At 60.5% G+C, this 21,952-nt stretch carries 22 protein-coding genes and 1 tRNA gene; 8 read left to right on the top strand and 15 right to left on the bottom strand.

What is annotated here, in order from left to right; translation table 11 throughout:
• The first annotated feature begins 77 nt into the window (after window positions 1-77).
• The 4 genes from JAO73_RS14420 to lepB all read left to right on the top strand — a co-directional run bounded on the left by JAO73_RS14420 (window position 78) and on the right by lepB (window position 3,923).
• The gene (locus JAO73_RS14420; protein WP_410504992.1) at window positions 78-1,022 is read left to right on the top strand and encodes a ParB/RepB/Spo0J family partition protein; all 945 of its coding nucleotides are present in this window, start codon (window positions 78-80) and stop codon (window positions 1,020-1,022) included.
• Window positions 1,023-1,109: 87 nt separating this feature from the next.
• The gene (locus JAO73_RS14415; RefSeq protein WP_198977762.1) at window positions 1,110-1,859 is read left to right on the top strand and encodes a DUF5683 domain-containing protein; all 750 of its coding nucleotides are present in this window, start codon (window positions 1,110-1,112) and stop codon (window positions 1,857-1,859) included.
• A gap of 93 nt (window positions 1,860-1,952) precedes the next feature.
• The gene (gene dapB, locus JAO73_RS14410; RefSeq protein ID WP_198977761.1) at window positions 1,953-2,672 is read left to right on the top strand and encodes a 4-hydroxy-tetrahydrodipicolinate reductase; all 720 of its coding nucleotides are present in this window, start codon (window positions 1,953-1,955) and stop codon (window positions 2,670-2,672) included.
• 90 nt (window positions 2,673-2,762) lie between these two features.
• Window positions 2,763-3,923 (top strand): signal peptidase I, encoded by a 1,161-nt coding sequence (lepB, locus tag JAO73_RS14405; protein ID WP_190927372.1) that lies wholly within the window; start codon window positions 2,763-2,765, stop codon window positions 3,921-3,923.
• Between the two features lie 222 nt (window positions 3,924-4,145).
• Here the strand turns inward: lepB and JAO73_RS14400 are convergent, their stop codons facing one another.
• The gene (locus tag JAO73_RS14400) at window positions 4,146-4,808 is read right to left on the bottom strand and encodes a uracil-DNA glycosylase (RefSeq protein WP_198977760.1); all 663 of its coding nucleotides are present in this window, start codon (window positions 4,806-4,808) and stop codon (window positions 4,146-4,148) included.
• Window positions 4,809-4,921: 113 nt separating this feature from the next.
• On the opposite strand from JAO73_RS14400, the gene apaG reads away from it, so the two are divergent.
• Together apaG and JAO73_RS14390 are read left to right on the top strand one after the other, a co-directional pair.
• The gene (gene apaG, locus JAO73_RS14395) at window positions 4,922-5,308 is read left to right on the top strand and encodes a Co2+/Mg2+ efflux facilitator ApaG/CorD (RefSeq protein WP_190927375.1); all 387 of its coding nucleotides are present in this window, start codon (window positions 4,922-4,924) and stop codon (window positions 5,306-5,308) included.
• Window positions 5,309-5,374: 66 nt separating this feature from the next.
• Window positions 5,375-6,154: an O-methyltransferase gene (locus JAO73_RS14390; RefSeq protein ID WP_198977759.1), complete on the top strand. Its 780-nt coding sequence runs from the start codon at window positions 5,375-5,377 to the stop codon at window positions 6,152-6,154.
• Window positions 6,155-6,187: 33 nt separating this feature from the next.
• Here JAO73_RS14390 and JAO73_RS14385 read toward each other — a convergent pair whose 3' ends face one another.
• The 3 genes from JAO73_RS14385 to JAO73_RS14375 form a co-directional block, all read right to left on the bottom strand.
• Window positions 6,188-6,715 carry an STM3941 family protein gene (locus JAO73_RS14385; RefSeq protein WP_198977758.1) on the bottom strand — a complete coding sequence of 176 codons (528 nt, stop codon included), beginning with the start codon at window positions 6,713-6,715 and terminating at the stop codon, window positions 6,188-6,190.
• 27 nt (window positions 6,716-6,742) lie between these two features.
• Complete coding sequence (gene kdsA / locus JAO73_RS14380; protein ID WP_198977757.1) at window positions 6,743-7,603, bottom strand: 3-deoxy-8-phosphooctulonate synthase; 861 nt, start codon at window positions 7,601-7,603, stop codon at window positions 6,743-6,745.
• A 123-nt stretch (window positions 7,604-7,726) separates the two neighbouring features.
• A complete protein-coding gene (locus tag JAO73_RS14375; protein WP_198977756.1) occupies window positions 7,727-8,341 on the bottom strand; it encodes a methyltransferase domain-containing protein in 615 nt (204 codons plus the stop codon).
• A gap of 125 nt (window positions 8,342-8,466) precedes the next feature.
• Here JAO73_RS14375 and JAO73_RS14370 point away from each other — a divergent pair, with 125 nt between their 5' ends.
• Window positions 8,467-9,417: a DUF8428 domain-containing protein gene (locus tag JAO73_RS14370; RefSeq protein WP_190927386.1), complete on the top strand. Its 951-nt coding sequence runs from the start codon at window positions 8,467-8,469 to the stop codon at window positions 9,415-9,417.
• 73 nt (window positions 9,418-9,490) lie between these two features.
• On the opposite strand, the gene JAO73_RS14365 is transcribed toward JAO73_RS14370, so the two are convergent.
• From JAO73_RS14365 to JAO73_RS14335, 7 genes are all read right to left on the bottom strand, one after another.
• Window positions 9,491-10,543 carry a T9SS type A sorting domain-containing protein gene (locus JAO73_RS14365; RefSeq protein WP_198977755.1) on the bottom strand — a complete coding sequence of 351 codons (1,053 nt, stop codon included), beginning with the start codon at window positions 10,541-10,543 and terminating at the stop codon, window positions 9,491-9,493.
• The gene (locus JAO73_RS14360; protein ID WP_198977754.1) at window positions 10,447-11,214 is read right to left on the bottom strand and encodes a hypothetical protein; all 768 of its coding nucleotides are present in this window, start codon (window positions 11,212-11,214) and stop codon (window positions 10,447-10,449) included. The genes JAO73_RS14365 and JAO73_RS14360 overlap by 97 nt, the downstream gene beginning before the upstream one ends.
• 91 nt (window positions 11,215-11,305) lie before the next feature.
• Window positions 11,306-13,942, bottom strand: a complete 2,637-nt coding sequence (gene cphA, locus JAO73_RS14355) for a cyanophycin synthetase (RefSeq protein ID WP_198977753.1) — start codon at window positions 13,940-13,942, stop codon at window positions 11,306-11,308.
• 128 nt (window positions 13,943-14,070) lie between these two features.
• Window positions 14,071-14,532: a hypothetical protein gene (locus JAO73_RS14350; protein ID WP_198977752.1), complete on the bottom strand. Its 462-nt coding sequence runs from the start codon at window positions 14,530-14,532 to the stop codon at window positions 14,071-14,073.
• 212 nt (window positions 14,533-14,744) lie between these two features.
• Window positions 14,745-14,815: transfer RNA gene (locus JAO73_RS14345), tRNA-Cys, on the bottom strand.
• 116 nt (window positions 14,816-14,931) lie between these two features.
• Window positions 14,932-17,040 (bottom strand): 30S ribosomal protein S1, encoded by a 2,109-nt coding sequence (rpsA, locus tag JAO73_RS14340; protein ID WP_233169212.1) that lies wholly within the window; start codon window positions 17,038-17,040, stop codon window positions 14,932-14,934.
• A gap of 154 nt (window positions 17,041-17,194) precedes the next feature.
• Entirely contained in the window at window positions 17,195-17,773 is a 579-nt protein-coding gene (locus tag JAO73_RS14335) for a hypothetical protein (RefSeq protein ID WP_198977751.1), read from the bottom strand.
• A gap of 153 nt (window positions 17,774-17,926) precedes the next feature.
• On the opposite strand from JAO73_RS14335, the gene JAO73_RS14330 reads away from it, so the two are divergent.
• A complete protein-coding gene (locus JAO73_RS14330) occupies window positions 17,927-18,763 on the top strand; it encodes an alpha/beta fold hydrolase (RefSeq protein ID WP_198977750.1) in 837 nt (278 codons plus the stop codon).
• A 72-nt stretch (window positions 18,764-18,835) separates the two neighbouring features.
• Here JAO73_RS14330 and JAO73_RS14325 read toward each other — a convergent pair whose 3' ends face one another.
• From JAO73_RS14325 to smpB, 4 genes are all read right to left on the bottom strand, one after another.
• Window positions 18,836-19,903 (bottom strand): fatty acid desaturase family protein, encoded by a 1,068-nt coding sequence (locus JAO73_RS14325; protein ID WP_198977749.1) that lies wholly within the window; start codon window positions 19,901-19,903, stop codon window positions 18,836-18,838.
• A gap of 60 nt (window positions 19,904-19,963) precedes the next feature.
• A complete protein-coding gene (locus tag JAO73_RS14320; RefSeq protein WP_190927401.1) occupies window positions 19,964-20,458 on the bottom strand; it encodes an HNH endonuclease in 495 nt (164 codons plus the stop codon).
• A gap of 153 nt (window positions 20,459-20,611) precedes the next feature.
• A complete protein-coding gene (locus tag JAO73_RS14315; RefSeq protein ID WP_233169211.1) occupies window positions 20,612-21,403 on the bottom strand; it encodes a C40 family peptidase in 792 nt (263 codons plus the stop codon).
• Between the two features lie 90 nt (window positions 21,404-21,493).
• Window positions 21,494-21,952, bottom strand: coding sequence for an SsrA-binding protein SmpB (smpB, locus tag JAO73_RS14310; RefSeq protein ID WP_190927405.1), 459 nt, complete (start codon window positions 21,950-21,952; stop codon window positions 21,494-21,496).

The following is a 21,952-nucleotide window of genomic DNA, read 5'->3' as shown; positions in this document are numbered from 1 at the left end:
GGTTGCCGCATGCCTTTTATGGGCCCGGCCGACGTACTATGGCTCAAGAGAGAAACGAAGAGAAATTGCAAGCTGCTTTGGCTGCTGCCGCCGCGGTGAAACGCAAGGGTGGCCTGGGCCGCGGCCTCAATGCCCTGATTGAGGGCAGCTACGAGAAAAAAGGCGACCGGCCCGGTACCGGCGACCGCCTCGTGTCGCACCCCGTCAACTCGGTGGGCTTCATCTCCGTCGAGCACATCGAGGCCAACCCCTACCAGCCCCGCACCCATTTCGACCAGCAAGCCCTGCAGGAACTGGCCGACAGCATCAAAATCCAGGGCATCATCCAGCCCGTGACCCTGCGCCAGCTCGGCACCAATTCCTACCAGCTCATCTCGGGCGAGCGCCGCCTGCAGGCCTCTAAGCTGGCCGGCCTGGAGACCATTCCCGCCTACATCCGCAAGGCCGACGACCAGCAGATGCTGGAAATGGCTTTGATTGAGAACATTCAGCGCGAAAACCTGAATGCCATCGAAATCGCCCTCAGCTACCAGCGCCTGCTGAGCGAGTGCAACCTGCGCCAGGAAGAGCTGGGCGACCGGGTGGGCAAAAACCGCTCGACCGTGACGAACTACCTGCGCCTGCTCAAGCTGCCGCCCGACGTGCAGATTGGCCTGCGCGACGCCGCCATCAGCATGGGCCACGCCCGCGCCCTCATCGGCCTCGACGACCCCAAGGCCCAGGTGGAGCTCTACCGCAAGATTGTGGCCGAAGAACTCTCCGTGCGCCGCGTGGAAGAGCTGGTGCGCAACGGCTTCGGCCGCCCCGCGCCTGAGTCGAACAGCAATGGCTCGGCCAACTCGGCTCCTGCTCAGCCGGCGGTGCCCGCCGCCGAACTGCGCCGCACCGAGCGCCACCTCACCGACCGGTTTGGCTCGCGCGTGCAGGTGCGCCCCGGCCCCAAGGGCAACGGCGAAATCAAAATCGCCTTCGACTCGATTGAGGACATGCAGCGCATCCTGCACATTCTGCATCCCTCGTAAGGCTGCCCCCGGTGGGCGGGTGGTTTTCGTAATTCAACGCGCTGGCCAACATGCGAAACCCGGGCGTTTTCCGTTAGCGGAGTTGCTATGAAGAAGTTGTATCACCACATCGCGGCCGTGCTGGTTCTGGCTGGCTCCTTGCTGGCGGGCCACAGTGGCGGGGCGCAGGTATTCAACCCGAATAACCCGACCAATCCCAACGACCCCACGGGGCGCACGCCCGCCGCTATTCTCGCCGACACCACCGAACGCCGCGACCCGGTGGTGACGCCCGAAGCCAAGCGCAGCAAGGCCGCGGCCGACTCGGCCAAGCGCACCGAGCGCATGTTCCGGGCCTTTGGCTACGAGGGCATTCGCCTCACGCGGCCCGGCAAGGCGGCCCTGCTGGCCACCATTCTGCCCGGCGCGGGCCAGATATACAACCGGCGCTGGTGGAAGCTGCCGCTGGTGTACGGCGCTTTGGGCACCGTGGTGGGCTTGGAAGTGTTTTACCAGCAGCGCTACAACGAATTTGCTGATGCCTACAATCTGGTTACGGCCGACCCCACGCTGCTCCACAGCACGCGGCTGGGCCCGCGGGCCCGTTTGTTCAACAGTGCCGACGCGCTCAACAGTGGAGTGATATTCTACCGGGGCAACCGCGACATCTTTTACCTCTACATCGGGCTGGCTTACGGCCTGCAAATCGTGGATGCGCTGGTCGACGCCCACCTCAAAGACTTCGACGTGAGCGACGACCTGGCCGTGCACTGGCAGCCCACCTTGCTGCAGGTGCCCGGCCAGGGTGCACTTTTGCCCTTCACGCCCGGCCTGCAAGTGGCGCTGCGCGTGAAATAACTTTTTAGTTGGCAGCAGTTCGTTGTCAGCTGTCAGGCCCGAGATGGCCGCAACTGCCGACCCGAAAACCGCCAACGCCCCCTGATAACTACCATGAAAATTCTTCTCATCGGCTACGGCAAAATGGGCCAGACCATTGGCGCGCTGGCCCAGCAACGCGGCCACGAAATTGCCGGCATTGTGGACCTCCACGCCAGCCAGGCCAGCATCGCCGACTTCAGCCCCGCCACGGCCGACGTGGCCATCGAGTTCACCCACCCCGATTCGGCCTTTGCCAACGTGCAGGCCTGCCTGCGCCAGGGCTTGCCGGTGGTGTGCGGCTCCACGGGCTGGCTGCATCATTTTGAAGAAGCCACGGCCCTGACCGAAGAAGTGAAGGGCAGCCTGTTCTACGCCTCCAACTACAGCGTGGGCGTGAACCTGTTTTTCCACTTCAACGAGTACATCGCGGCCAAAATGAACCAGTTTGGCGGCTACGACGTGGCGGTGCGCGAAATTCACCACACCCACAAAATCGACCAGCCCAGCGGCACGGCCCTCACCACGGCAGAGGGCATCCTGCGCCACTTCCCGGCCAAAACCACCTGGCGCAACGCCCCGGCCGAAGCCCCGGCCGAGCTGGCCATCATCAGCGAGCGCGCCGGCGAGGCGGTGGGCACGCACATCGTCACCTACACGTCGGACGTCGACACGCTGGAGCTCAAGCACGAGGCCCACAGCCGCGAGGGCTTTGCCCTGGGCGCCCTGCTGGCCGCCGAGTGGCTGCCCGGCCGCCAGGGCGTGTTCGGAATGAAAGAGCTGCTGGATTTGTAGTTGCCTCACCATTTGCCGGCCGCGGCGGGGCAATCTGGCCCGTTGCTGCCTTTCTTTGCCTGATATTCACTGCCAAGCCCAAGCTTGCCCATGTCGTTGCTCAAAACCACCCCCACCGCTGCCCCCAAGCCGCCCAAAACGAAAACCCGCGAATGGGCCGATTCGCTGATTTTTGCCATTGTGGCGGCCACGCTCATCCGTTGGGCCACGTTTGAGGCATACACCATTCCCTCGCCCAGCATGGAAAACTCCCTGCTGGTGGGCGACTACCTGTTCGTGAGCAAGCTGCACTACGGGCCCATCACGCCGCAAACGCCGCTGCAGGTGCCCCTCACCCACCAAACCGTGTGGGGCACGGGCCTGAAAAGCTATTCCGAACTCATTCAACTGCCCACTTACCGGCTGCCGGGATTTTCGGAAGTGAAGCGCAACGACGTGGTGGTGTTTCACGTGCCCCACGAAACCCAGTACCCCGCCGACCTGCGCACCAACTACATCAAGCGCTGCGTGGCCATTGCCGGCGACACCCTGCAAATCAAAAACGGCCAGGTGTACCTCAACGGCCAGCCCGAGGGCACCGTGCCCGGCCTGCAAACCGACTACGTGATGCAGGTGGACAACCCCAACGACGAGGTGCTGGCCGCCTTGCGCTCCCAGGGCGTGGTGGACTACACCCAGCCCGGCGGCATGCCCCAGGCCATGGGCGGCGAGGTGCCCGGCACCTTTGTGTACAAAATCAGCTGCACCCAAGCCGCTGCCGATTTCTTTCGCAAGCAGCCTTATGTGAAGCGCCTCGATGTGTACGAGCCGCCGCTGCCGTCGCTCTTTCCCGACAAGGCTGATTTTACCAATTCGGACGCCACCAGCGCCACCCCGCGCAAGTGGACCCTGGACAACTACGGCCCGCTGCCCGTGCCCAAAAAGGGCCAGACCATCACGCTGAGCCCCGGCAATGCCGCCATTTACTACAAAATCGTGGCCCGCTACGAGCGCAACGAAGGCATTACCTGGAACAACGCCGACGGCATGATTTACCAAAACGGCAAGCAGCTCACCAGCTACACCGTGAAGCAGAACTATTACATGATGATGGGCGACAACCGCCATAACTCCGAGGACTCGCGCTTCTGGGGTTTTGTGCCCGAAGACCACATCGTGGGCAAAGCCGTCCTCATCTGGCTGTCCATTGACCCCAACGCCGACTTCTGGCACAAAATCCGCTGGAGCCGCTTGTTCAACATCATCCACTAAGCGCCTGTCCTTGCGAGCGCAGCGAAGCAACCGAAGGTCAGCGGAGCTAATCCTTCCTCACTCAGCAACCAGCCTCATAATGTGAAAAGCCCCGGCTCTGCATGGAGTCGGGGCTTTTTATTTGACAAGTCAAATCAGTGAGTTGGTCGCTGAGAACCGGACGGATTAGCTCCGCTGACCTTCGGCTGCCACGGCCTGCGGCCTCGCCATGACGCTTGAACCCTACCACACTATCGGCTCCAGCCCCATGCGCTGAAGCCAGGCGTTGGTCTTGCTGAATGGTTTGCTGCCGAAGAATCCTTTGTCGGCCGCAAAGGGCGACGGATGCACCGACTTAATTACCAAATGCTTCTTCTCGTCAATCAGCTCGGACTTCTTACCGGCGTAGGCGCCCCACAGGATGAACACCACGTGCTCCTTGCCTTCGGAAACCTTGCGAATCACGGCGTCGGTGAATTCTTCCCACCCTTTTTTCTGGTGCGAGGCGGGCTCGCCGGCCCGTACCGTGAGGGTGGCATTGAGCAGCAGCACGCCTTGCTGGGCCCAGCGGTCGAGGTTGCCGTTGGGCGCGAGCGGCGTGCCGGGGATGTCGTCCTGCAACTCTTTGAAAATATTCTGGAGCGAGGGCGGCGTGCGCTGCCCTTCCTGCACCGAAAACGACAGGCCGTGCGCCTGGTTGCGGCCGTGGTAAGGGTCTTGGCCCAGGATAACGACCTTCACTTTTTCGAACGGGGTGGCGTCGAAGGCGTGAAAAATCTGGGAGCCGGCCGGGTACACGGTAGCCGTGGCGTATTCCCCTTTCACAAAGGCAATTAGCCGCTGAAAATAGGGTTTTTCAAATTCGTCGGCTAACACCGGCCGCCAGCTTTCGGCTATCTTTACCATTGAAAATTTGGAGAAAATAAACGGGTGTTTGCGGCGTTGAAAGGCCGCTTTTGCGTAAAACCAATTTCCGCGGGCTGCTGTTACGCCCGCAGCTACCTTATAGCCCGACACCTATGCCCACCACCACTACGCAAGGCGTCACCGTTTCGGTTACGACCAACTACTTGCCCGACTATTCCAGCCCCGGCCAGGAACACTTCGTGTTCGCCTATAAAATTGAAATCCGCAACAACAGCGAGTTCACCGTGAAACTGTTGCGCCGCCACTGGCACATTCACGACGCCAACGGCGTGGTGCGCGAGGTGGAGGGCGAAGGCGTGGTGGGCCGCCAGCCCGTGCTGGAGCCCGGCGAGGCCCACCAGTACGTGAGCGGCTGCAACCTGAAATCGGGGGTGGGCAAGATGCGCGGCACCTACCTCATGGAGCGCTTGGCCAACGGCCAGGAGTTCAACGTGGAGATTCCCGAGTTCACCCTCATGGTGCCCTACCGCCTCAACTAAGTCCTCGTTTCGCCAAAGAGCGGGCGGACAGTGCGACCTTTGCGGCTCGCATTGTTCGCCCGCTTCTTGTTTCAGCTCCTCGCCTACCTCCGCTTCTGGCTTCGTTCGGGCAATGCCCACGGGCTGCATTCGCCCTTCGTGTTTGGGCTCTACACCTCGGTGGTGCGCCACACGGGCTCGTACAAGGCCTACGCGGCCGTCGAAGCGCGCCGGCAGCAGTTGCTTGGCAGCCCGGCCAGCATCAGCGTCACCGATTTTGGGGCGGGCTCGCACACCGGCGCGGGCCGGCAGCGCCGCGTGGCCGACATTGCCCGCACGGCCGCCAAGCCCCGGCCCCTGGCGCAGCTGCTGTTTCGGCTGGTCAATTACTTCCGGCCGGCCACCATTCTGGAGCTGGGCACGTCGCTGGGCCTCACCACTGCCTACCTAGCCTCGGCCGATTCGCGGAGCCGCGTCGTCACCTTCGAGGGCTGCCCCAACGTGGCCGCCGTGGCCCGCGAAACCTTTGCCGAGCTGCAGCTGCGCAACATCGACGTCATCGAAGGAAATATCGACCACACCCTCGCTTCCGCCCTGGCGGCGCTGAATCGTCCGGTCGACTTCGCCTTTTTCGACGGCAACCACCGCTACGAGCCCACGCTGCGCTACTTCGAGCAGTGCTTGGCCCACCGTACCGAGAACTCGGTATTCGTCTTCGACGACATCCACTGGTCCGCTGAAATGGAACGGGCCTGGGAAGCCATCAAAGCTCACCCGGAAGTGATGCTGACGGTTGACTTGTTCTACATTGGGCTGGTGTTCTTTCGGAAGAACCAACCCAAGCAGCATTTTTGGCTGCGCCCCTGAGCCCGTGTTGCGGGCTTTGCGAGTCCGCGTCCATCATAGATTGGCAATGGCATTTTTTACCAGCGTTTCCCGTTTGGGCGGCGCGGCACCGCGCATGGCCAAGATGAACGCAGCAAAGCGTCTTGGGTCAACATCGATGTACCCCAGCGAAATGTTCAGCTCCTGAAATCCCAGGTCCTTGCCCAGTTTGGCCATGCCCTGCTGGAATTTTCCTTTACGGCGCGAGGGCTCGAAGGCGGCATCCACCACCAAGCAAATAAATTGCTGGCGGTGCATCTGCACCAGGTAAGCACTCTGAATGATTTCCCAGTTGATGAACTCGTGGTGCGCGGTACGGTCAAATACTCCGAACTCGTTCACAATGATTTGCGGGCGGCGGTCCAGCAACTGGAAAAGGCTGAGGGGCAAGCCCAGGCCAAAAAAGCCGATGCACACCCAGGGCCCCCAGGGCGGAGTGGCGCCCCGAACCGCCAGAAAAATGCCCAGCGCCACAAAGGCCCCGCACCCCAGCAACAGCCGCAGTGCCTTCCGCCGAGATTTATACAGCCGGAACTCCGTCATCAACTCTTATCAATGCGGTTCGGAATGTTAGGCCTGCAAGCCCTGCGTGTCGATGCCGGGCGTGGGCCGCAGGGCGTCGCGCACCCGCGTCAGCTTCACCAGGAGGGTTTCCAATTGGTCGAGGGGCAGCATATTAGCGCCATCGGAGAGGGCCGTGGCGGGCGTGGGATGGGTTTCGATGAACAGGCCGTCGGCGCCCACGGCGATGGCGGCTTTGGCAATGGTTTCGATGAGGGCAGGCTGGCCGCCGGTCACGCCGCTGCTCTGGTTGGGGCGTTGCAGCGAGTGCGTCACGTCCATCACCACGGGCACGTCGAACTCGCGCATGGCGGGCAGGTTGCGGAAGTCCACCACTAGGTCGGAATAGCCAAAGGAATTGCCGCGCTCGGTGAGGATGACGTGCGGGTTGCCCGACTGGCGGATTTTATCGACGGCCCATTTCATGGCTTCGCCGCTCAGGAACTGGCCTTTTTTCACGTTCACCACCTTGCCGGTTTGGGCGGCGGCGATGAGCAAATCGGTCTGCCGGCACAGGAAAGCCGGGATTTGCAGCACGTCGACGTACTCGGCCGCCAGGGCGGCTTCGCTCGATTCGTGGATGTCGGTGACGGTGGGGACGCCGATTTCGCGCCCCACTTTTTGCAGGATGCGCAGGGCCGTTTCGTCGCCGATGCCGGTGAAGGAATCGAGGCGCGAGCGGTTGGCCTTGCGGTAAGAGCCCTTGAAGATGTAGGGAATCTGGAGCTTATCGGTGAGGTGCTTGATGCGCTCGGCGATGCGCAGGGCCATGTCTTCGCCTTCGATGACGCAGGGCCCGGCCATGAGGAAAAACTGGCCGGAGTTGGTGTGGCGGAAGTGCGGGAGCGTGTTGGCGAGGGCCTGGAGCATGTGGTGAGGGTTATTTTTGGTCGCTACATGTTTGTCATCCCGAGCGTAGCGAAGGACCTTATCACGGCTGGAATGTTTGCAATAAGTCAACTAATCCAAACGTGATAAGGTCCTTCGCTGCGCTCAGGATGACAGTTTCTTCAAACAAATAAACAGCTCGCGCCCCTGCCGGGGTTTGAGCGAATTGGTGGCCGTTTCAAAGTGCCGAAACTCAAAGTACGGCTCGAAATACTGGCGGTATTCTTCCTTGCTGCCGCCAAACGGGGGTTCCTGCACCGGTCCGAAATCGGTGTCGAAGAGCAGGCCCATGAGCGTGCCGCCGGGCCGCAGCAGGCGGGCCACTTGCCGGGCGTAGGCCGGGCGCAAGGCTGGGTGGAGGGCGCAGAAAAACGTTTGCTCCACAATTAAATCGTAGGGCGGGTCGTTGGGCAGCGTGAAGAAATCGGCCAGCAAGAGGTGGCCGGCTGGGAAATCGGGCACGCGGGCGGCCAGGGCGCGCAGGGCTTCGGGGGCAATGTCGGCCACGAACACCTGCTCGAAACCGCGCTGGTGGAGGTACTCGGCCTCGTAGGCGCGGCCGGCGCCGGGGATGAGGATGCGCGGCTGCTGGGCCACGTCGGGCTGGTCGAAATAGGCGCGCAGCGGGGGCGTGATGGCGTGGGCATCCCAGCCGTCGCGGCCTGCGTCGTAACGGCCTTGCCAGTAGGCGGCGTCGAACGCCGGAAAAACCGTTTCCATACCGTTGAAGTATACTTGTAACTTGCCAGGGCACGGAAGTCCCCTATTTTTACGCCCAAAGGTACGTGCCGCATAGCGGCGGGCGCTTTGCTTTTCTTTTGCTTTTTCCGCTTAACAATTCCCGCATGGACCCGAACGAAACCCCCGAACCCCGCTCCAATAACAGCCGCGTCCTGCTCTGGGCAGCCCTCGTGCTGGTGCTCTTGGGCATCAACGGCGTCCTGTTCTACCTCAACCAGCAGAAAGGCCAGAAAAACGAGCAGTTGACCACCGAAGTGCAGGCCAAAGACAGCAAGCTCCAGGAACAAATCAAGCAATACGAGGCGCTGAAGGCCGATTTTGAGCGCCAAAGCCAGGAGCTGCAGGCCCTGGGCCTGAGCAACGACTCGCTGGTGGCCAAGATTGCCAGCGTGAACGCCGACCTGCTGAAGCTGCGCTCGTTCCGGGCCGGCAGCTTCTCCATTGCCCAGCAAAACCTGTTTAAGCAGCGCGCCCTCAACCTGGAAAGCCAGCTGCGCAAACGCGACGACGATATTGCCCAACTGAAGAAGGACAACGAAACCCTCTACACCGAAACCACCACGCTCAAGGAGAAGCAAAACAAGCTGACGGACACCATCAGCACGGTGGTGCGCAGCAACCGCGAGCTGAGCGAGAAAGTGGGCATTGCGTCGCGCCTGCAGTCCGAAAACATCAAAGTCGCCATCATCACCTCCAAGAACAAGGAGAAGGAAGACGACAAAGAGGAGTTCAAGGCCAAGAAGGTGGAGAAGGTAAAAGTGACCTTCAACCTGGCCCGCAACGACGTGTCGCCGAAGGAAACCAAGTCCATCTACATGCGCATTCTGGAGCCCGACGGCGCCGCACTCTACAACCTGAGCACCGGCGGCGGCACCTTCACCGTGGATGGCCAGGAGGCTTTTTATACCCAAAAACAAGACGTGGTGTACGACAACACCAAGCAAAAGCTGGAGTTTGTGTACGCCAAAGGTGCCGACTACAAGAAAGGACAGCACACCGTGGAGCTCTATGAAAGCGGCCAGCTGATGGGCAAAACCACATTCACGCTGAAATAACCCGCCTACCGAACTACAAGGCTAAAAAAGCCGCTTCAGTTGATGAAGCGGCTTTTTTATTTCTAGGCTATTGCTATTCTATCGCCAGGCGCTGGGCCGGGCCGGCGCCGCGCAGCAAGTAAAGGCCGGCGGGCAGGCCGCGCAGGTCGAGGGCGGTTTCGGGGCCGGCCGGTGCGGGGTAGCGGCGCACGGGGCGACCCAGCGCGTCGGTGAGGGTGAGGGACGCGGGGGCGGTGCCGGCGGGCAGGCGCAGGGTGGCCGCGTGCCGGGCGGGGTTGGGGAAGAGTTGGGCCGGTTCGCGGGGGATGGCGGCCGTGGTAGCCGTGAGGGTGGGGTCGGTGAGGGTGGCGAGGAAGCCAAGGGCTGCGTTCGTGGCGGGGCTGGAAAGGACGATAGTGCTGAAGTCAGCCGCAGTGCTCTGAATATACCCGGCCACGTACACGCTGGTGCCGCTCAACGTCAGCGCGCGGGCCTCATCGCCGCTCGTGCCGCCGGCCCGTTGCGCCCATGCGAAGACGCCCGTGGGGCCCGCGTCCGCGAGCTTGGCCACAAACGCGTCGGCAGCGCCCGCAGTGGCAAGAGTAGTTGCACCAAAGCCCGCTGCGGGGCTGGTGAACCTCCCGCCTACGTACACGCTGGTGCCACTCACGGCCAGCGCGTAGGCGTAATCTGTTCCCGTACCGCCGGCCCGCTGCGCCCAAGCAAAGCTGCCCGTGGGGCCGGCGTCCGTGAGCTTGGCCACGAAACCGTTCTCGCTCCCCGCATTGAGGAGAGTGGTGGCGCCGAAGCCTGCCGTAGGACTAGTGAATCTTCCAGCCACATACACGCTGGTGCCACTTACGGCCAGCGCGTAGGCCTCATCGAGGCCCGCGCCGCCGGCCCGTTGCGCCCAAGCAAAGCTGCCCGTGGGGCCGGCGTCCGTGAGTTTGGCCACAAATACGTCATTCGAGCCCGCTACGGTCAGGGTAATGGCGCCAAATGCCGCCGTACGGCTGCCAAAAGACCCCGCCACGTAAACACTGGTGCCGCTCACGGCCAGCGCGTTGGCATGGTCGTCACTTGTGCCACCGGCCCGTTGCGCCCACACGAAACTGCTGGTGCTACCAGTGTCCGTGAGCTTGGCCACGAACGCGTTGAAAAGCCCGCATTGGTCAGGGTGGAGGCGCCAAAGGCGGCTGTACGGCTGCCGAAATCCCCGGACACGTAAATACTGACGCCGCTAACGGCTAGTCCGTTGGCTACGTCGAGGTCCGCGCCGCCGACCTGCTGTGCCCACACGAAACTGCCTGTAGGGCCCGCGTCCGTGAGCTTGGCCACAAACACGTCGAAAGTGCCTGCCGTAGAGCCCGTACCCGCATTGGTCAGCATGGTCGTACCAAAGCTCGCCGTGGGGCTGCTGAAAGAGCCAGCTACATACATGCTGGTGCCACTCACGACCAGCGCGGAGCATATGTCGCGTCCCGTGCCGCCGGCACGCTGGGCCCAAATGAACTGGTTGCTGAAGGGGTTGAATTTAGCGATGAACACGTCCGTGATTCCGAGGCTCGTCAGCGTGGTGCCGCCCAGTACCACAGTATTCTGGAAATCTCCGGTCAGGTACACGTTGCCCGCTGCATCGACGGCTGTGGCCTTCACAATTGAATAATTACCGCTTACCGCCGCTGTGGCCACTGCCACCGCCCGCGCCGACTGCCAAGCCGGAGCCTGCCCCGCCGCCGGGAGGTGAAAAGCCAAAAGAAGCAAAACCACCAAGGTGCGAACCAGCACAGCGGGCAGTAGAGAGGAAAGGTTGACCATAGGAAAAAGGTAAGCTTCAGACAGGACGCAATATAAAAAGAGGGAGCAGGACCAATCCCGCTCCCTCTTCCGTTTTAATTAACAGCGGATTTTAGCTCACCGCACTCGTTTTCTCGAACTCGTCCAGCTTGGCCAGGGTGGCGCTGATGTTCTCGGTGAAGATGACGCCTACCCCGCCCTGCGGGGTGTGCTGTAGCAGGTGGTCGATGGCGTCGGGCTCTTTTTCAATGTAGGTGATTTTCAAATCCGGCTTGTCGAGGCGCAGGCCGCGCTCCATGATGTCGCGCAGGAACTCGGCCGACTTGCCGCGCAGGTCCCGGTCCTGGCGCAGAATCACCTCGTCGAAGATGCGGCCGGCGATGCGGGCGAAGCCCAGCGTGTCCTCGTCGCGCCGGTCGCCCAGGCCCGACACGATGCCAATTTTGTGGGTAGCCGGCGTGGCGGCCATGAACTCGGCAAATTTGGTGATGCCGGCCGTGTTGTGGGCATAATCCACGATGACTTCGAAGTCCGGAAAATTGTAGATGTTCATTCGGCCCGGCGTTTTGGTGGCCGAGGGGATGAAGGTGCGCAGCGCCGTCTTGATTTCGTCCTTATCGAACCCGGCCAGGTAGCCTGCCAGGGCGGCCGCCAGGCTGTTCTCGATGTTGAAGCCCGCGCGCCCGCCCAAGGTGATGGGAAACTCGGCGGCCCGGTCGATGCGCAGCTTGTAGCTGTTGCGGTAAATCGTGACGTAGCCTTCCTCGTACACAGCGGCCACGCCGCCGGCCTCCACGTGCTCGCGAATGCGCGGGTTGTCGTCGCGCATGCTGAACAAGGCCACGCGGCAGTCCACGGTGCGGGCCATGGCATATACCAAGTCATCGTCGGCGTTGAGCACGGCCCAGCCGTTTTTGCGCACCGTGCGGGGCAGCACGCCCTTCACGGCGGCCATTTCCTCCACCGTGTAAATGTCGCGCAGGCCCAGGTGGTCAGCGGCCACGTTGGTCACCACGGCAATGTCGCAGGTATGGAAGCCGAGGCCCGAGCGCAGCATGCCGCCGCGGGCCGTTTCCAGCACGGCGTAGTTCACGGTGGGGTCTTTCAGCACAAACTCGGCGCTCTGGCCGCCGGTGCAGTCGCCCTTCTGCAGCTGCACGCCTTGGATGTAGATGCCGTCGGTAGTCGTGAAACCCACTTTGTAGCCCTTGCTGGTCACCATGTGCGCGATGAGGCGCGTGGTGGTCGTTTTGCCGTTGGTGCCCGTGATGGCGATGATGGGAATGCGCGCCGTGCTGCCGGGCGGAAAGAGCATGTCCACGACCGGCGCGGCCACGTTGCGGGGCAGGCCATCGGCCGGCGCAATGTGCATGCGGAAGCCCGGGGCAGCGTTCACCTCAATCACGGCACCGCGGCTCTCGTTGAGCGGCACGGCAATATCAGTAGCCATCAGGTCGATGCCGCAGATGTCGAGGCCCACGATGCCGGCCACGCGCTCGGCCAGCAGCACGTTGTAAGGGTGCATGTTGTCGGTCACGTCGGTGGCCGTGCCGCCGGTGCTGATGTTGGCCGTGCTTTTCAGATACAGCGTTTCGCCGGCCGGCAGCACCGATTCCAACGTGAGGCTCTTGCCTTCCAGAATGTCGAGTGTATGCTTATCGGCCTTGATGCTCGTGAGCACTTTTTCGTGGCCCACGCCACGGCGCGGGTCCTCGTTCACTTTGTCAATGAGTTGCTTGATGGTACTGCGGCCGTCACCGGTGACGGCTGCAGGTGTGCGCTTGGCCGCCGCAATCAGCTTGCCGTTCACCACCAGCAGGCGGAAGTCGAAGCCTTCCACAAACTGCTCCACAATCACGGCGCGCGAGTATTCTTGCGCAGCTTTGAGGCCTGCGGCGGCATCTTCCCAGTTCATGATGCGGATGGTGGCGCCCTTGCCGTGGTTGCCGTCGAGCGGCTTGGTCACGATGGGAAAGCCCAACTCATCGATGGCATCGCGCAGGCCGTCTTCTGAATACACGGTGGTGCCGCGCGGCACCGGCACGCCCGCGTCGTTGAGCATGGCCTTGGTGCGGTTCTTATTGCCGGCTACTTCCACCCCGGCGTGCGAGGTGAAGCTGGTGGTGGTGGCCCAGATGCGCTTTTGGTTCACGCCGTAGCCCAGTTGAATGATGCTGCTGTTTTTGAGCTGGATATACGGAATATTGCGCGAAGCCGCCTCGGCCACAATGCTGTAGGTACTCGGCCCGATGAACTCATCTTCCCGGATTTCGTGCAACTCGTCAATGATGGGCTTCAGGTTGACGGGCTCCTGCTTGCACAGGGCCTCCACAATTTCTACGGCGTGTTCCGCCGCGCGGCGGCCGGCACGCTCCTCTTGGTAGGCAAACACCACGTACTCCACCCCTTCCTCGCGCGCCGGGTAGCTTTTGCCCCAATACACGGGCATGCCCGCCAGGCGTTGCAGTTCCAGCGCCACGTGCTGGATGACGTGGCCCAGCGGTTCGCCGTCGTTGAGTTGGTCTTCGTTCAAGGGTGGGTGTTTGGGCGATTGCCGCCCGCTGATGCCGCCCGGCTGCGGCTGCCCGATGTTGGGAAACAACTCCATGAACTTGGCCGGCAGCTCCGGAATGGCGTTTGACCACGTGCCCGCAAACTCTGCCAAATCCACCTTCATCACGATGAGTTTGGTGTGCTTCACGGACCAGTAGCTGGGCCCGCGCATGGTGCGGATGTCAATTATCTTCATAAACCGTGAAAAAAGGGAATTGGTGTACCCTACGAAAGGATTGTGCGCTTGGCTACGAAATGTAGGCATAATGCCGCCCGAAAACACGCACCGGCTTCCCGTCGACGGAGTCGGGCCTCATTGGCGTGCTATTCGTGGAGGCGTAATTCGTGCAAGTGATTTTTTGCCCAATCGTGCTGGTAGCCCGGCTCCGCCAGCCGGCTTGTTTGAAGGGAAGAGTGCACCGACCCGTCGGGATGAGTCGAGACAACCATGGGAAGCACGCTCGACCACACGAGCCGGTGGTGCCAGCCCCCCGGTGCTTCTTCGCCGTGCAATTCTTCCCTCACACCTTCAAGCCCCAGTGCCTGCCACGGGTCTTCGGCCGGAACCAGGAAACCGTGGAGTTGCAAGTCAAATAAAAAGTCATGAACTGAATCAGTTCGCACCGTAAACGCTTGCTTTCCGACTACGCGCTCAGCCAATTCCTTCATAAACTCCGCTTGGTCTGCCGCAGAGTTTGCGCCTTCTTCGTTGTGGCGAAGGGCATTTACCAGTTCTTGGTCGGAAGAGGCAGTTACACGGCCCCGACCTGGAATATCAAACGTCATACGCAACGGGTGGCGCCGCTCAACGGCGCTGTTTAGAGGAGAAAGTTTGGCTAATTAACGGCACGAACCCCATTGTGGACCGTTGCACCCGATATTCCGGCACCCTGAAACGGCGCGCGTGCCCAGCCCAGCCCATTGCCAGAGCGCTTGGCTGGCAAAGAAAAAGACCCTTGCCAGCATTTCGCTGACAAGGGTCTTTCGGCAACTTAAAGAGGTGACGAGCGGATTCGAACCGCTGTAGGAGGTTTTGCAGACCTCTACCTAGCCACTCGGTCACGTCACCGGTTGTGGGCTTTTGGGAGCGCAAAGGTAGGCAGCCCGGTTGGTGTGGGCAAGGCCAACGCATAAAAAAAGCCCCGGCGTTGCGGCCGGGGCTTTTTTAGCGTTCGAAATCAAGCACTAGGCGTTGGTTTCGTCTTCCTTCTTGTCGGCGTCGCCGGCAATGAGGTCTTTGGCTTTGTCCACCAAGTCACCCGCTACTTCCGACGCTTTGTGGAAAGCGTCGGAGTGGGTCACGGCGTCTACAGCGTCCGAAGCGGCGTGCTTCACCGTGTCGAGGGCAGCCGAAGCAGCACCGGCGATGCCGGCCAGCAGGCCACCTTCTTCGGCGGCAGGAGCCTCAGCAGCGGGAGCTTCCTCAGCCTTGGCGGCTTTGGGAGCCTTGGCAGCAGCGGCGAGCTTCTGCTCACCGGCCTTGCGCTCGTTGCCCATCATCTGGTCGCGCAGGGCGCTCAGCGCGTCGAGGTCGCCGAGGGTCGACTTCTCTTCGGTCTTCTTCAGGTCGCTGATTTTGCCTTCACCCTGGGTGTCGCCAGCCTTGGTGTTGGTTTTCTTCTTGAACTTGGCGTTGCGGCTGTCGTCCTCAGCGGCGGCTTCCTTGTTGAACACGGCCGTGTGCGAGAGCACAATGCGGCGGTCGTCCTTCGAGAACTCCGTTACGCGGAAGTCGAGCGACTCACCGTTCTCCGCGGTCGAGCCATCCTCTTTCACCAAAGACTTGGGGTAAGCGAAGCCCTCGATGCCGTAAGGCAATTCGAGTACTGCGCCACGCTCCGACTTCTCGGTGATGGTAGCCTTGTGTACCGAGCCGGGGGTGAACACCGTCTGGAAGGTATCCCAGGGGTTTTCTTCCAGTTGCTTGTGGCCCAGGGCCAGGCGACGGGCGCCGAGGTCCAGTTCCAGTACCACTACGTCCAGCTTGTCGCCCACCTTCACCATTTCGGAGGGGTGTTTGATTTTCTTGGTCCAGCTCAGGTCCGACACGTGCACGAGGCCGTCCACACCCTCTTCCAGTTCTACGAACAGGCCGAAGTTGGTCAGGTTACGCACGGTGCCGCTGTGCTTGGTGCCCACGGCGTAGGTCGAGGCGAAGTCGCCACGGGTCCACGGGTCTTCGGTCAATTGCTTGATGCCGAGGCTCATCTTGCGGTCTTCGCGGTCGAGCGTCAGAATCTGCGCTTCTACCGTGTCGCCCTGCTTGATGAAGTCCTGCGGGTTGCGCAGGTGCTGGCTCCAGCTCATTTCCGACACGTGGATGAGGCCTTCCACCCCGGGTACCACTTCCATGAACGCGCCGTAGTCGGCCACGTTCACGATGCGGCCCGATACTTTCGAGCCCGGCTGCAGGTCGGCCGGCAGCGAATCCCACGGGTGGGGAGTCAGCTGCTTCAAACCGAGGCTGATGCGCTTCTTGGCTTCGTCGAAGTCCAGAACCACGATGTTCAGCTTCTGGTCCAGGGTCAGCACTTCGCTCGGGTGAGCGATGCGGCCCCACGAGATGTCCGTGATGTGCAGCAGACCGTCGACACCACCGAGGTCGATGAACACGCCGAAGTTGGTCATGTTCTTGATGTTGCCTTCCAGAATCTGACCTTTCTCCAGGTTGTTCAGGATGGCCTCACGCTGCTTCTCGAGGTCTTTCTCGATGAGTACTTTGTGCGAAACCACGACGTTGTCGAAAGCGGAGTTGATTTTCACCACTTTCACTTCCATGCGACGGCCCACGTAGATGTCGAAGTCGCGGATGGGCTTCACGTCGATTTGCGAGCCGGGCAGGAAGGCTTCCACGCCGTCGAGCTCCATGATGAGGCCGCCTTTGGTGCGACGCTTCACCACGCCTTCGAGGATGGTATCCAACTCGAGGGCATCGTAAATAGCCTTCCAGGCCTGCTTGATTTTGGCTTTCTTGCGGCTCAGGATGAGCTGGCCGTTGATGTCTTCCTGGTCTTCAATGAACACCTCTACCTCGTCACCGATTTTCAGGTCGGGCAGGTCGCGGAATTCGGTGATGGACACCAAGCCATCGGATTTGAAGCCGATGTTCAGGATGACGTCGCGGTCGGTGATGCCGACCACGGTGCCTTTCACCACTTCTTCTTCCTGTACGGTCGTCAGGGTATCGCCGTACATTTTCTCCATCTCAGCACGCTGGTCCGAAGAATAGTTGCCGCCGAAGCCAGTCGCTCCAACGTTATCCCAATCAAAATCGTCAACTAATTCAGTTGCCATAAATACTCGGTGGGCTTCCATGTAAAAGCGCAGCGGCCGAAGCCCAGGCTGCTACGCCGTTGCTTTTGAACCTCTTGCCGTTAGGGCGCCAGGCCCGCCACCTTGGCGGGGCCGCAAAGGTACGGGTTTTCAGGCGGTTTTGCTAGTAGTTGAACTACTTTGATGCACTGATTAGGACAGTGCCATTCAGGTATTCTGGCTCGATACGAATAGTCTTGATTGCAGCGGCAACAGCCTGTCGCATTTGAGAGTTATTGGGTACTGAAAACCAAAATTTGATGAGGCGAGACTTTCCGTAAATGGCGAAAGTCTTCATATAGTATGGCTTGCTGCGCTGTTGTGCATGACAATCCATCACAACCGTTTTAGCGACACTATCAATATGGAGCTTTTCAACAACTGCATTCTTTGGGTTCAAAAGCCTGATATCTTCCTTCACTACTTCATTATTGAGCCGCCATGTTCGAGCGTTGTTATTCTTTGGGAATGCTTCGATTGAAATAGTTATTATAGTTGCGCTATCGGCAGTAAAAAACACCTCATCATGTTCAGAATAGCTTGAACTGTCAGATATTACTTCTCGTGGTGTTTCTATTTTCTCATGTTCTAACGTTTGGTTGGCCCAAACAAAACGGACATTCTTGTTGGCAACATATACAGGCTCTCCTATCCTACTCGAATTTGAGCAAGCACACAGGCATACAAGCGTGATAAGGAGCGAGCCATACTTCATCTGACAAAACTATTTTGATGCACCCTGTAAGTATCGTCGCAACCTAGTCACTTATTGTCGCAAGCCACAATCTTAACACTACGCCACCAAACCCCGCACAACGCCACGCCCGTAAGGAGAACGGTAACCATTCACTCAAAACTCCTTTCACGCATGGCTTATATCAAAGCAGGCAACGACACGGCGGGCAACCCCATCAATATTTTCTACGAGGACTGGGGCCAAGGCGCCCCGGTGGTACTCATCCACGGCTGGCCGCTCGACCACACCATGTGGGAGCACCAAGCCATTGGGCTGGCCAAGGCGGGTCTGCGCGTCATTGCCTACGACCGGCGCGGGTTCGGCCGCTCCTCGCGCCCCTGGACGGGCTACGACTACGATACCCTCGCGGCCGACCTCAACGCCCTGCTCGAAGAGCTTGATTTGAACCAGGTAACGCTGGTGGGCTTCTCGATGGGTGGGGGAGAAATTGCCCGTTACCTCGGCACCTACGGCGACAAGCGCATTGCCCGGGTGGCGTTTGTGGGGGCTGTGACGCCGTTCCTGCTCAAGACCGACAACAACCCTGAAGGCGTGCCCCAATCGGTGTTCGACCAGATGCAGGACGGCATTAAGAAGGACCGGTTCGACTTCCTGCAAACCTTCGCCAAGAGCTTCTACGGGGTGGGCATGATTAGCCACCCGGTGAGCCAGGCTGCGCTGGATTGGAACTTCACCGTGACGTCGCTGGCCGCCCCAAATGCTACGCGCGACTGTGTGACGGCCTTCAGCGCCACCGACTTCCGGGCCGATTTGGCCGAAATTAAAGTGCCCACGCTGGTGATTCACGGTGACAAAGACGCGACAGTGCCCTTTGAGGCCAGCGGCGAGCGCACGGCCAAGCTGATTCCGCAGGCAGAGTTGAAGGTGTACAAAGGCGCGCCGCACGGCTTGTTCTTCACCGACAAAGACCAGCTGACGACGGACTTGCTGTCGTTTGTAGGACGCTAATTTTCAAAAATGCTGAACAACAAAAAGGCCCGACGCAGTTGCGTCGGGCCTTTTTGTTGTTGGGTTGATAAGCTATGCAGCGCGGCCCATCTGGCGCAGGAACATCACGTGCGACATCACAGCGGTGCGGGTGCGGGCGTAGTTGTTATAGGTTATGTCAAACTCGGAACATACTTGCTGCACAATCTTGCTGATGGCGGGATAGTGCACGTGCGAAATTTTCGGGAACAAGTGGTGCTCAATCTGGAAATTGAGGCCACCTACCAGCCAGCTGACCACCTTGTTGTCGGTGGCAAAATTGGCGGTGGTGCGCACCTGGTGAATGGCCCACTCGTCTTCCAGCTTGTGAGTGACGGAGCAGGGCACGGGGAAAGCGGCATCCTCCACGGTGTGGGCCAATTGGAACACCATGCTCAGCACGAGGCCAGCTACGGCGGTGCTCAGCATGAAGCCGGCCAGCCACGGCAGGAAGCCTACCATGTATATGGGCAGGGCCACGTACAGCAAGAGGTTCAGTGCTTTAAAGCCCCAGAAGCTGACGTGCTCGCCGGTGTTCATGGGCTTGAGGCCGATGGCGCCGATTTGGCGGGAGAAGTACTTCTGGTAGTCCATGGCGAAAATCCAGGACGTATAGAGCATGCAGTAGAGCGCCCAGAAATAGAAGTGCTGGTAGCGGTGCAGCGCGTGCTTGGGCTGGTCGGGCGTCATGCGCATCCAAGGCTGGATGTTGATGTCGTCGTCGTGGCCCTCGATGTTGGTGTAGGTGTGGTGGATGAGGTTGTGCTTGGAATTCCACATGTAGGGGCTGCCGCCGAGCACACCCAGCGTGTAGGCGGCCAGCTTGTTCACCCAGGCAAAGCGCGAGAAGCTGCCGTGCGCGCCGTCGTGCATCACATTGAAGCCGATGGCGGCGATAACACAGCCGAGCAGGGCGCATTCCAGCAAGGCCCAGCCCCAGGCGGGCGTGAAGAACACCAAATGCACGTAGAGGGCGGCCATCACGCTCACGAGCAGCACGCCCTTGAAGATGAGGCTAAAGTCACCAGTCATCCGCTGCCCCGATTCCTCGAAATAGTGATTGATACGGGTTTTGAGCTCGGTGTGAAACGAGCGGGTTGCAGCGAACTTGGGCAGGGCCATAGGCAGGTTTAGGTGGGGTTGTGGTCAAAGGTACCCCTTCCTAACCCTATACGGCCGAAGTTAATTCAGGTACGCGTGCCAGGTCTGGTCGATGGTGCCCGCCGAGAGCTTGAGGAAACCGGCCAAGGTGGGCTTTTTGGGCTGCTGCCGAATGGTCAAACCGGCCTCGTTGGGCGTGTGGTGGCCTTTGGCGTGGTTGCAGCGGGCGCAGGCCGTGAGCAGGTTGGTCCACGAAGATTCTCCGCCGCGGGAGCGCGGCACCACGTGGTCGAGCGTCAGGTTTTTGGTCGAGCCGCAGTATTGGCACTCGAAATGGTCGCGCTTGAAAATATTGTGGCGGCTCAGGGCAATGCCTTTGTAGGGCACGCGCACGTAGCGCTGCAAGCGAATGATGCTGGGCTTCGGAAACGACTGGGAAATGGTGCGCAGGGTGCCGTGGTCCGACTTGGCCACCATCTCCGCCTTATCGAGAAACAAGAGCACAAACGCCTTCTGCACGCTGCACAGGGTAATGGCGGTATAGTCGCCATTCAGCACTAACACTTTTTGGTCCATACACGCTTGGGGCTCGGATAACCCGCCGAAAGCTAGCGGTTTCCAAGCAGATAAACAAGCGGGAATGGGTTAAGTTCAGTGCTACACGAAAGCATAAAAAGAACGTCGTGCTGCGCCCTGCATGACGTTCTTTTCTGTCGTATGGCTCCCCTCCTACTCCGGCAGCAGGCGCTTAATCAGCCGCAGCTTGTGCGAGTAGCGCTGCCGGTCGCGGTTGAAGATGCCGTTGTGGTCGAGCGGGTCGATGCGGACTTCGCCGTGGGCGTGCAGAATCTGGCCCTCGTCGAGCACCATGCCCACGTGCACGATGCGGCCCTCGGCGTTGTCGAAAAAGGCAAGGTCGCCGGGGCGGGCCTGCGTCACGAAGTGCACTTGCCGGCCGTGGTCAATCTGCTGGCGGGCGTCGCGCGGGAGCTGGATGCCCACGAGGCCGTAGAGCTGCTGGCACAGGCCCGAGCAGTCGAGGCCGAAGACGCTTTTGCCGCCCCACACGTAGGGCGCCTTCAGGTACATGAGGGCCGTTTTGCGCAGCAGGGCGGCTTGGCGGGCGTGGTCGGGCGCGGCGGCGGGGTTGGTGGCCGTGCCGTTGAAGAAATAGTTGCGCTCGCCGATGCGCACGTTCATGCCGTCGAAAAACGGCAGCCGGCAGCCCAGCGTGAGCGGAATTTTGGTAGTGGCGTCGCTCACGGCCTGCACCACGTCGAGGGCCCGGGGGTGGTCTTGGGAGCACCAGGCGGCGTAGTACTCGGGCGACACGGCCGTGTGCTGCTTGAAATCAATCCAGCCCACGTAGTCGTCGGCCGCCAACTGGATTTGCAGCCAGCTTTCCTGCGTGACCAGAATCTGGTAACACTCGCCAAACAGCAGCTGGGTAACGAGTTCGGCCCGGTCGTTGGGCTCGGCGCGAACGGGGACGGCGCTCAGGGCGCAGATGCCGGGATTCAATGGGGGAATGACTAGAGAAGTGAAGGGATGAATGCAAAGAACGGCAGCAGAGCATTCACTCATTCGCCTATTTGCTCATTCATCCATTGATTACAGGCGCTCCATGTCGCGCTTTTGGGCTTTCTCCTTGAGGTCGTTGCGCTTGTCGAAGAGCTTTTTGCCCTGGGCCAGGGCGATTTCGATTTTGGCAAAGCCGCGGTCCGTCACGAACAGGCGCAGGGGGATGATGGTCAGGCCCTGGTCCACGCTTTTGCCGGCCAGCTGCTTCAGCTCGCGCTTGTTGAGCAGGAGCTTGCGGGCGCGCATGGCGTCGTGGTTGTTGTAGGTGCCCAAGGAATACGGCGCAATGCGGATGGAATGAATCCAGAGATCGCCTTTGTGGTCGAAGGTGCAGTAGCCATCGGTCAGGTTCACGTTGCCTTCGCGGATGCTTTTTATCTCGGTGCCTTGCAGCATCACGCCCGCGTCGTACTTGGCCAGGAACGTGTATTCGTGGCTGGCGCGGCGGTTTTTGATATTGATAATGACTGGTTTGTCGTCTTTGGCCAT

The sequence above is a fragment of the Hymenobacter miniatus genome (assembly GCF_016427455.1).
Lineage (GTDB): Bacteria > Bacteroidota > Bacteroidia > Cytophagales > Hymenobacteraceae > Hymenobacter > Hymenobacter armeniacus.
This window is presented reverse-complemented; position numbering and strand designations above follow the sequence as displayed.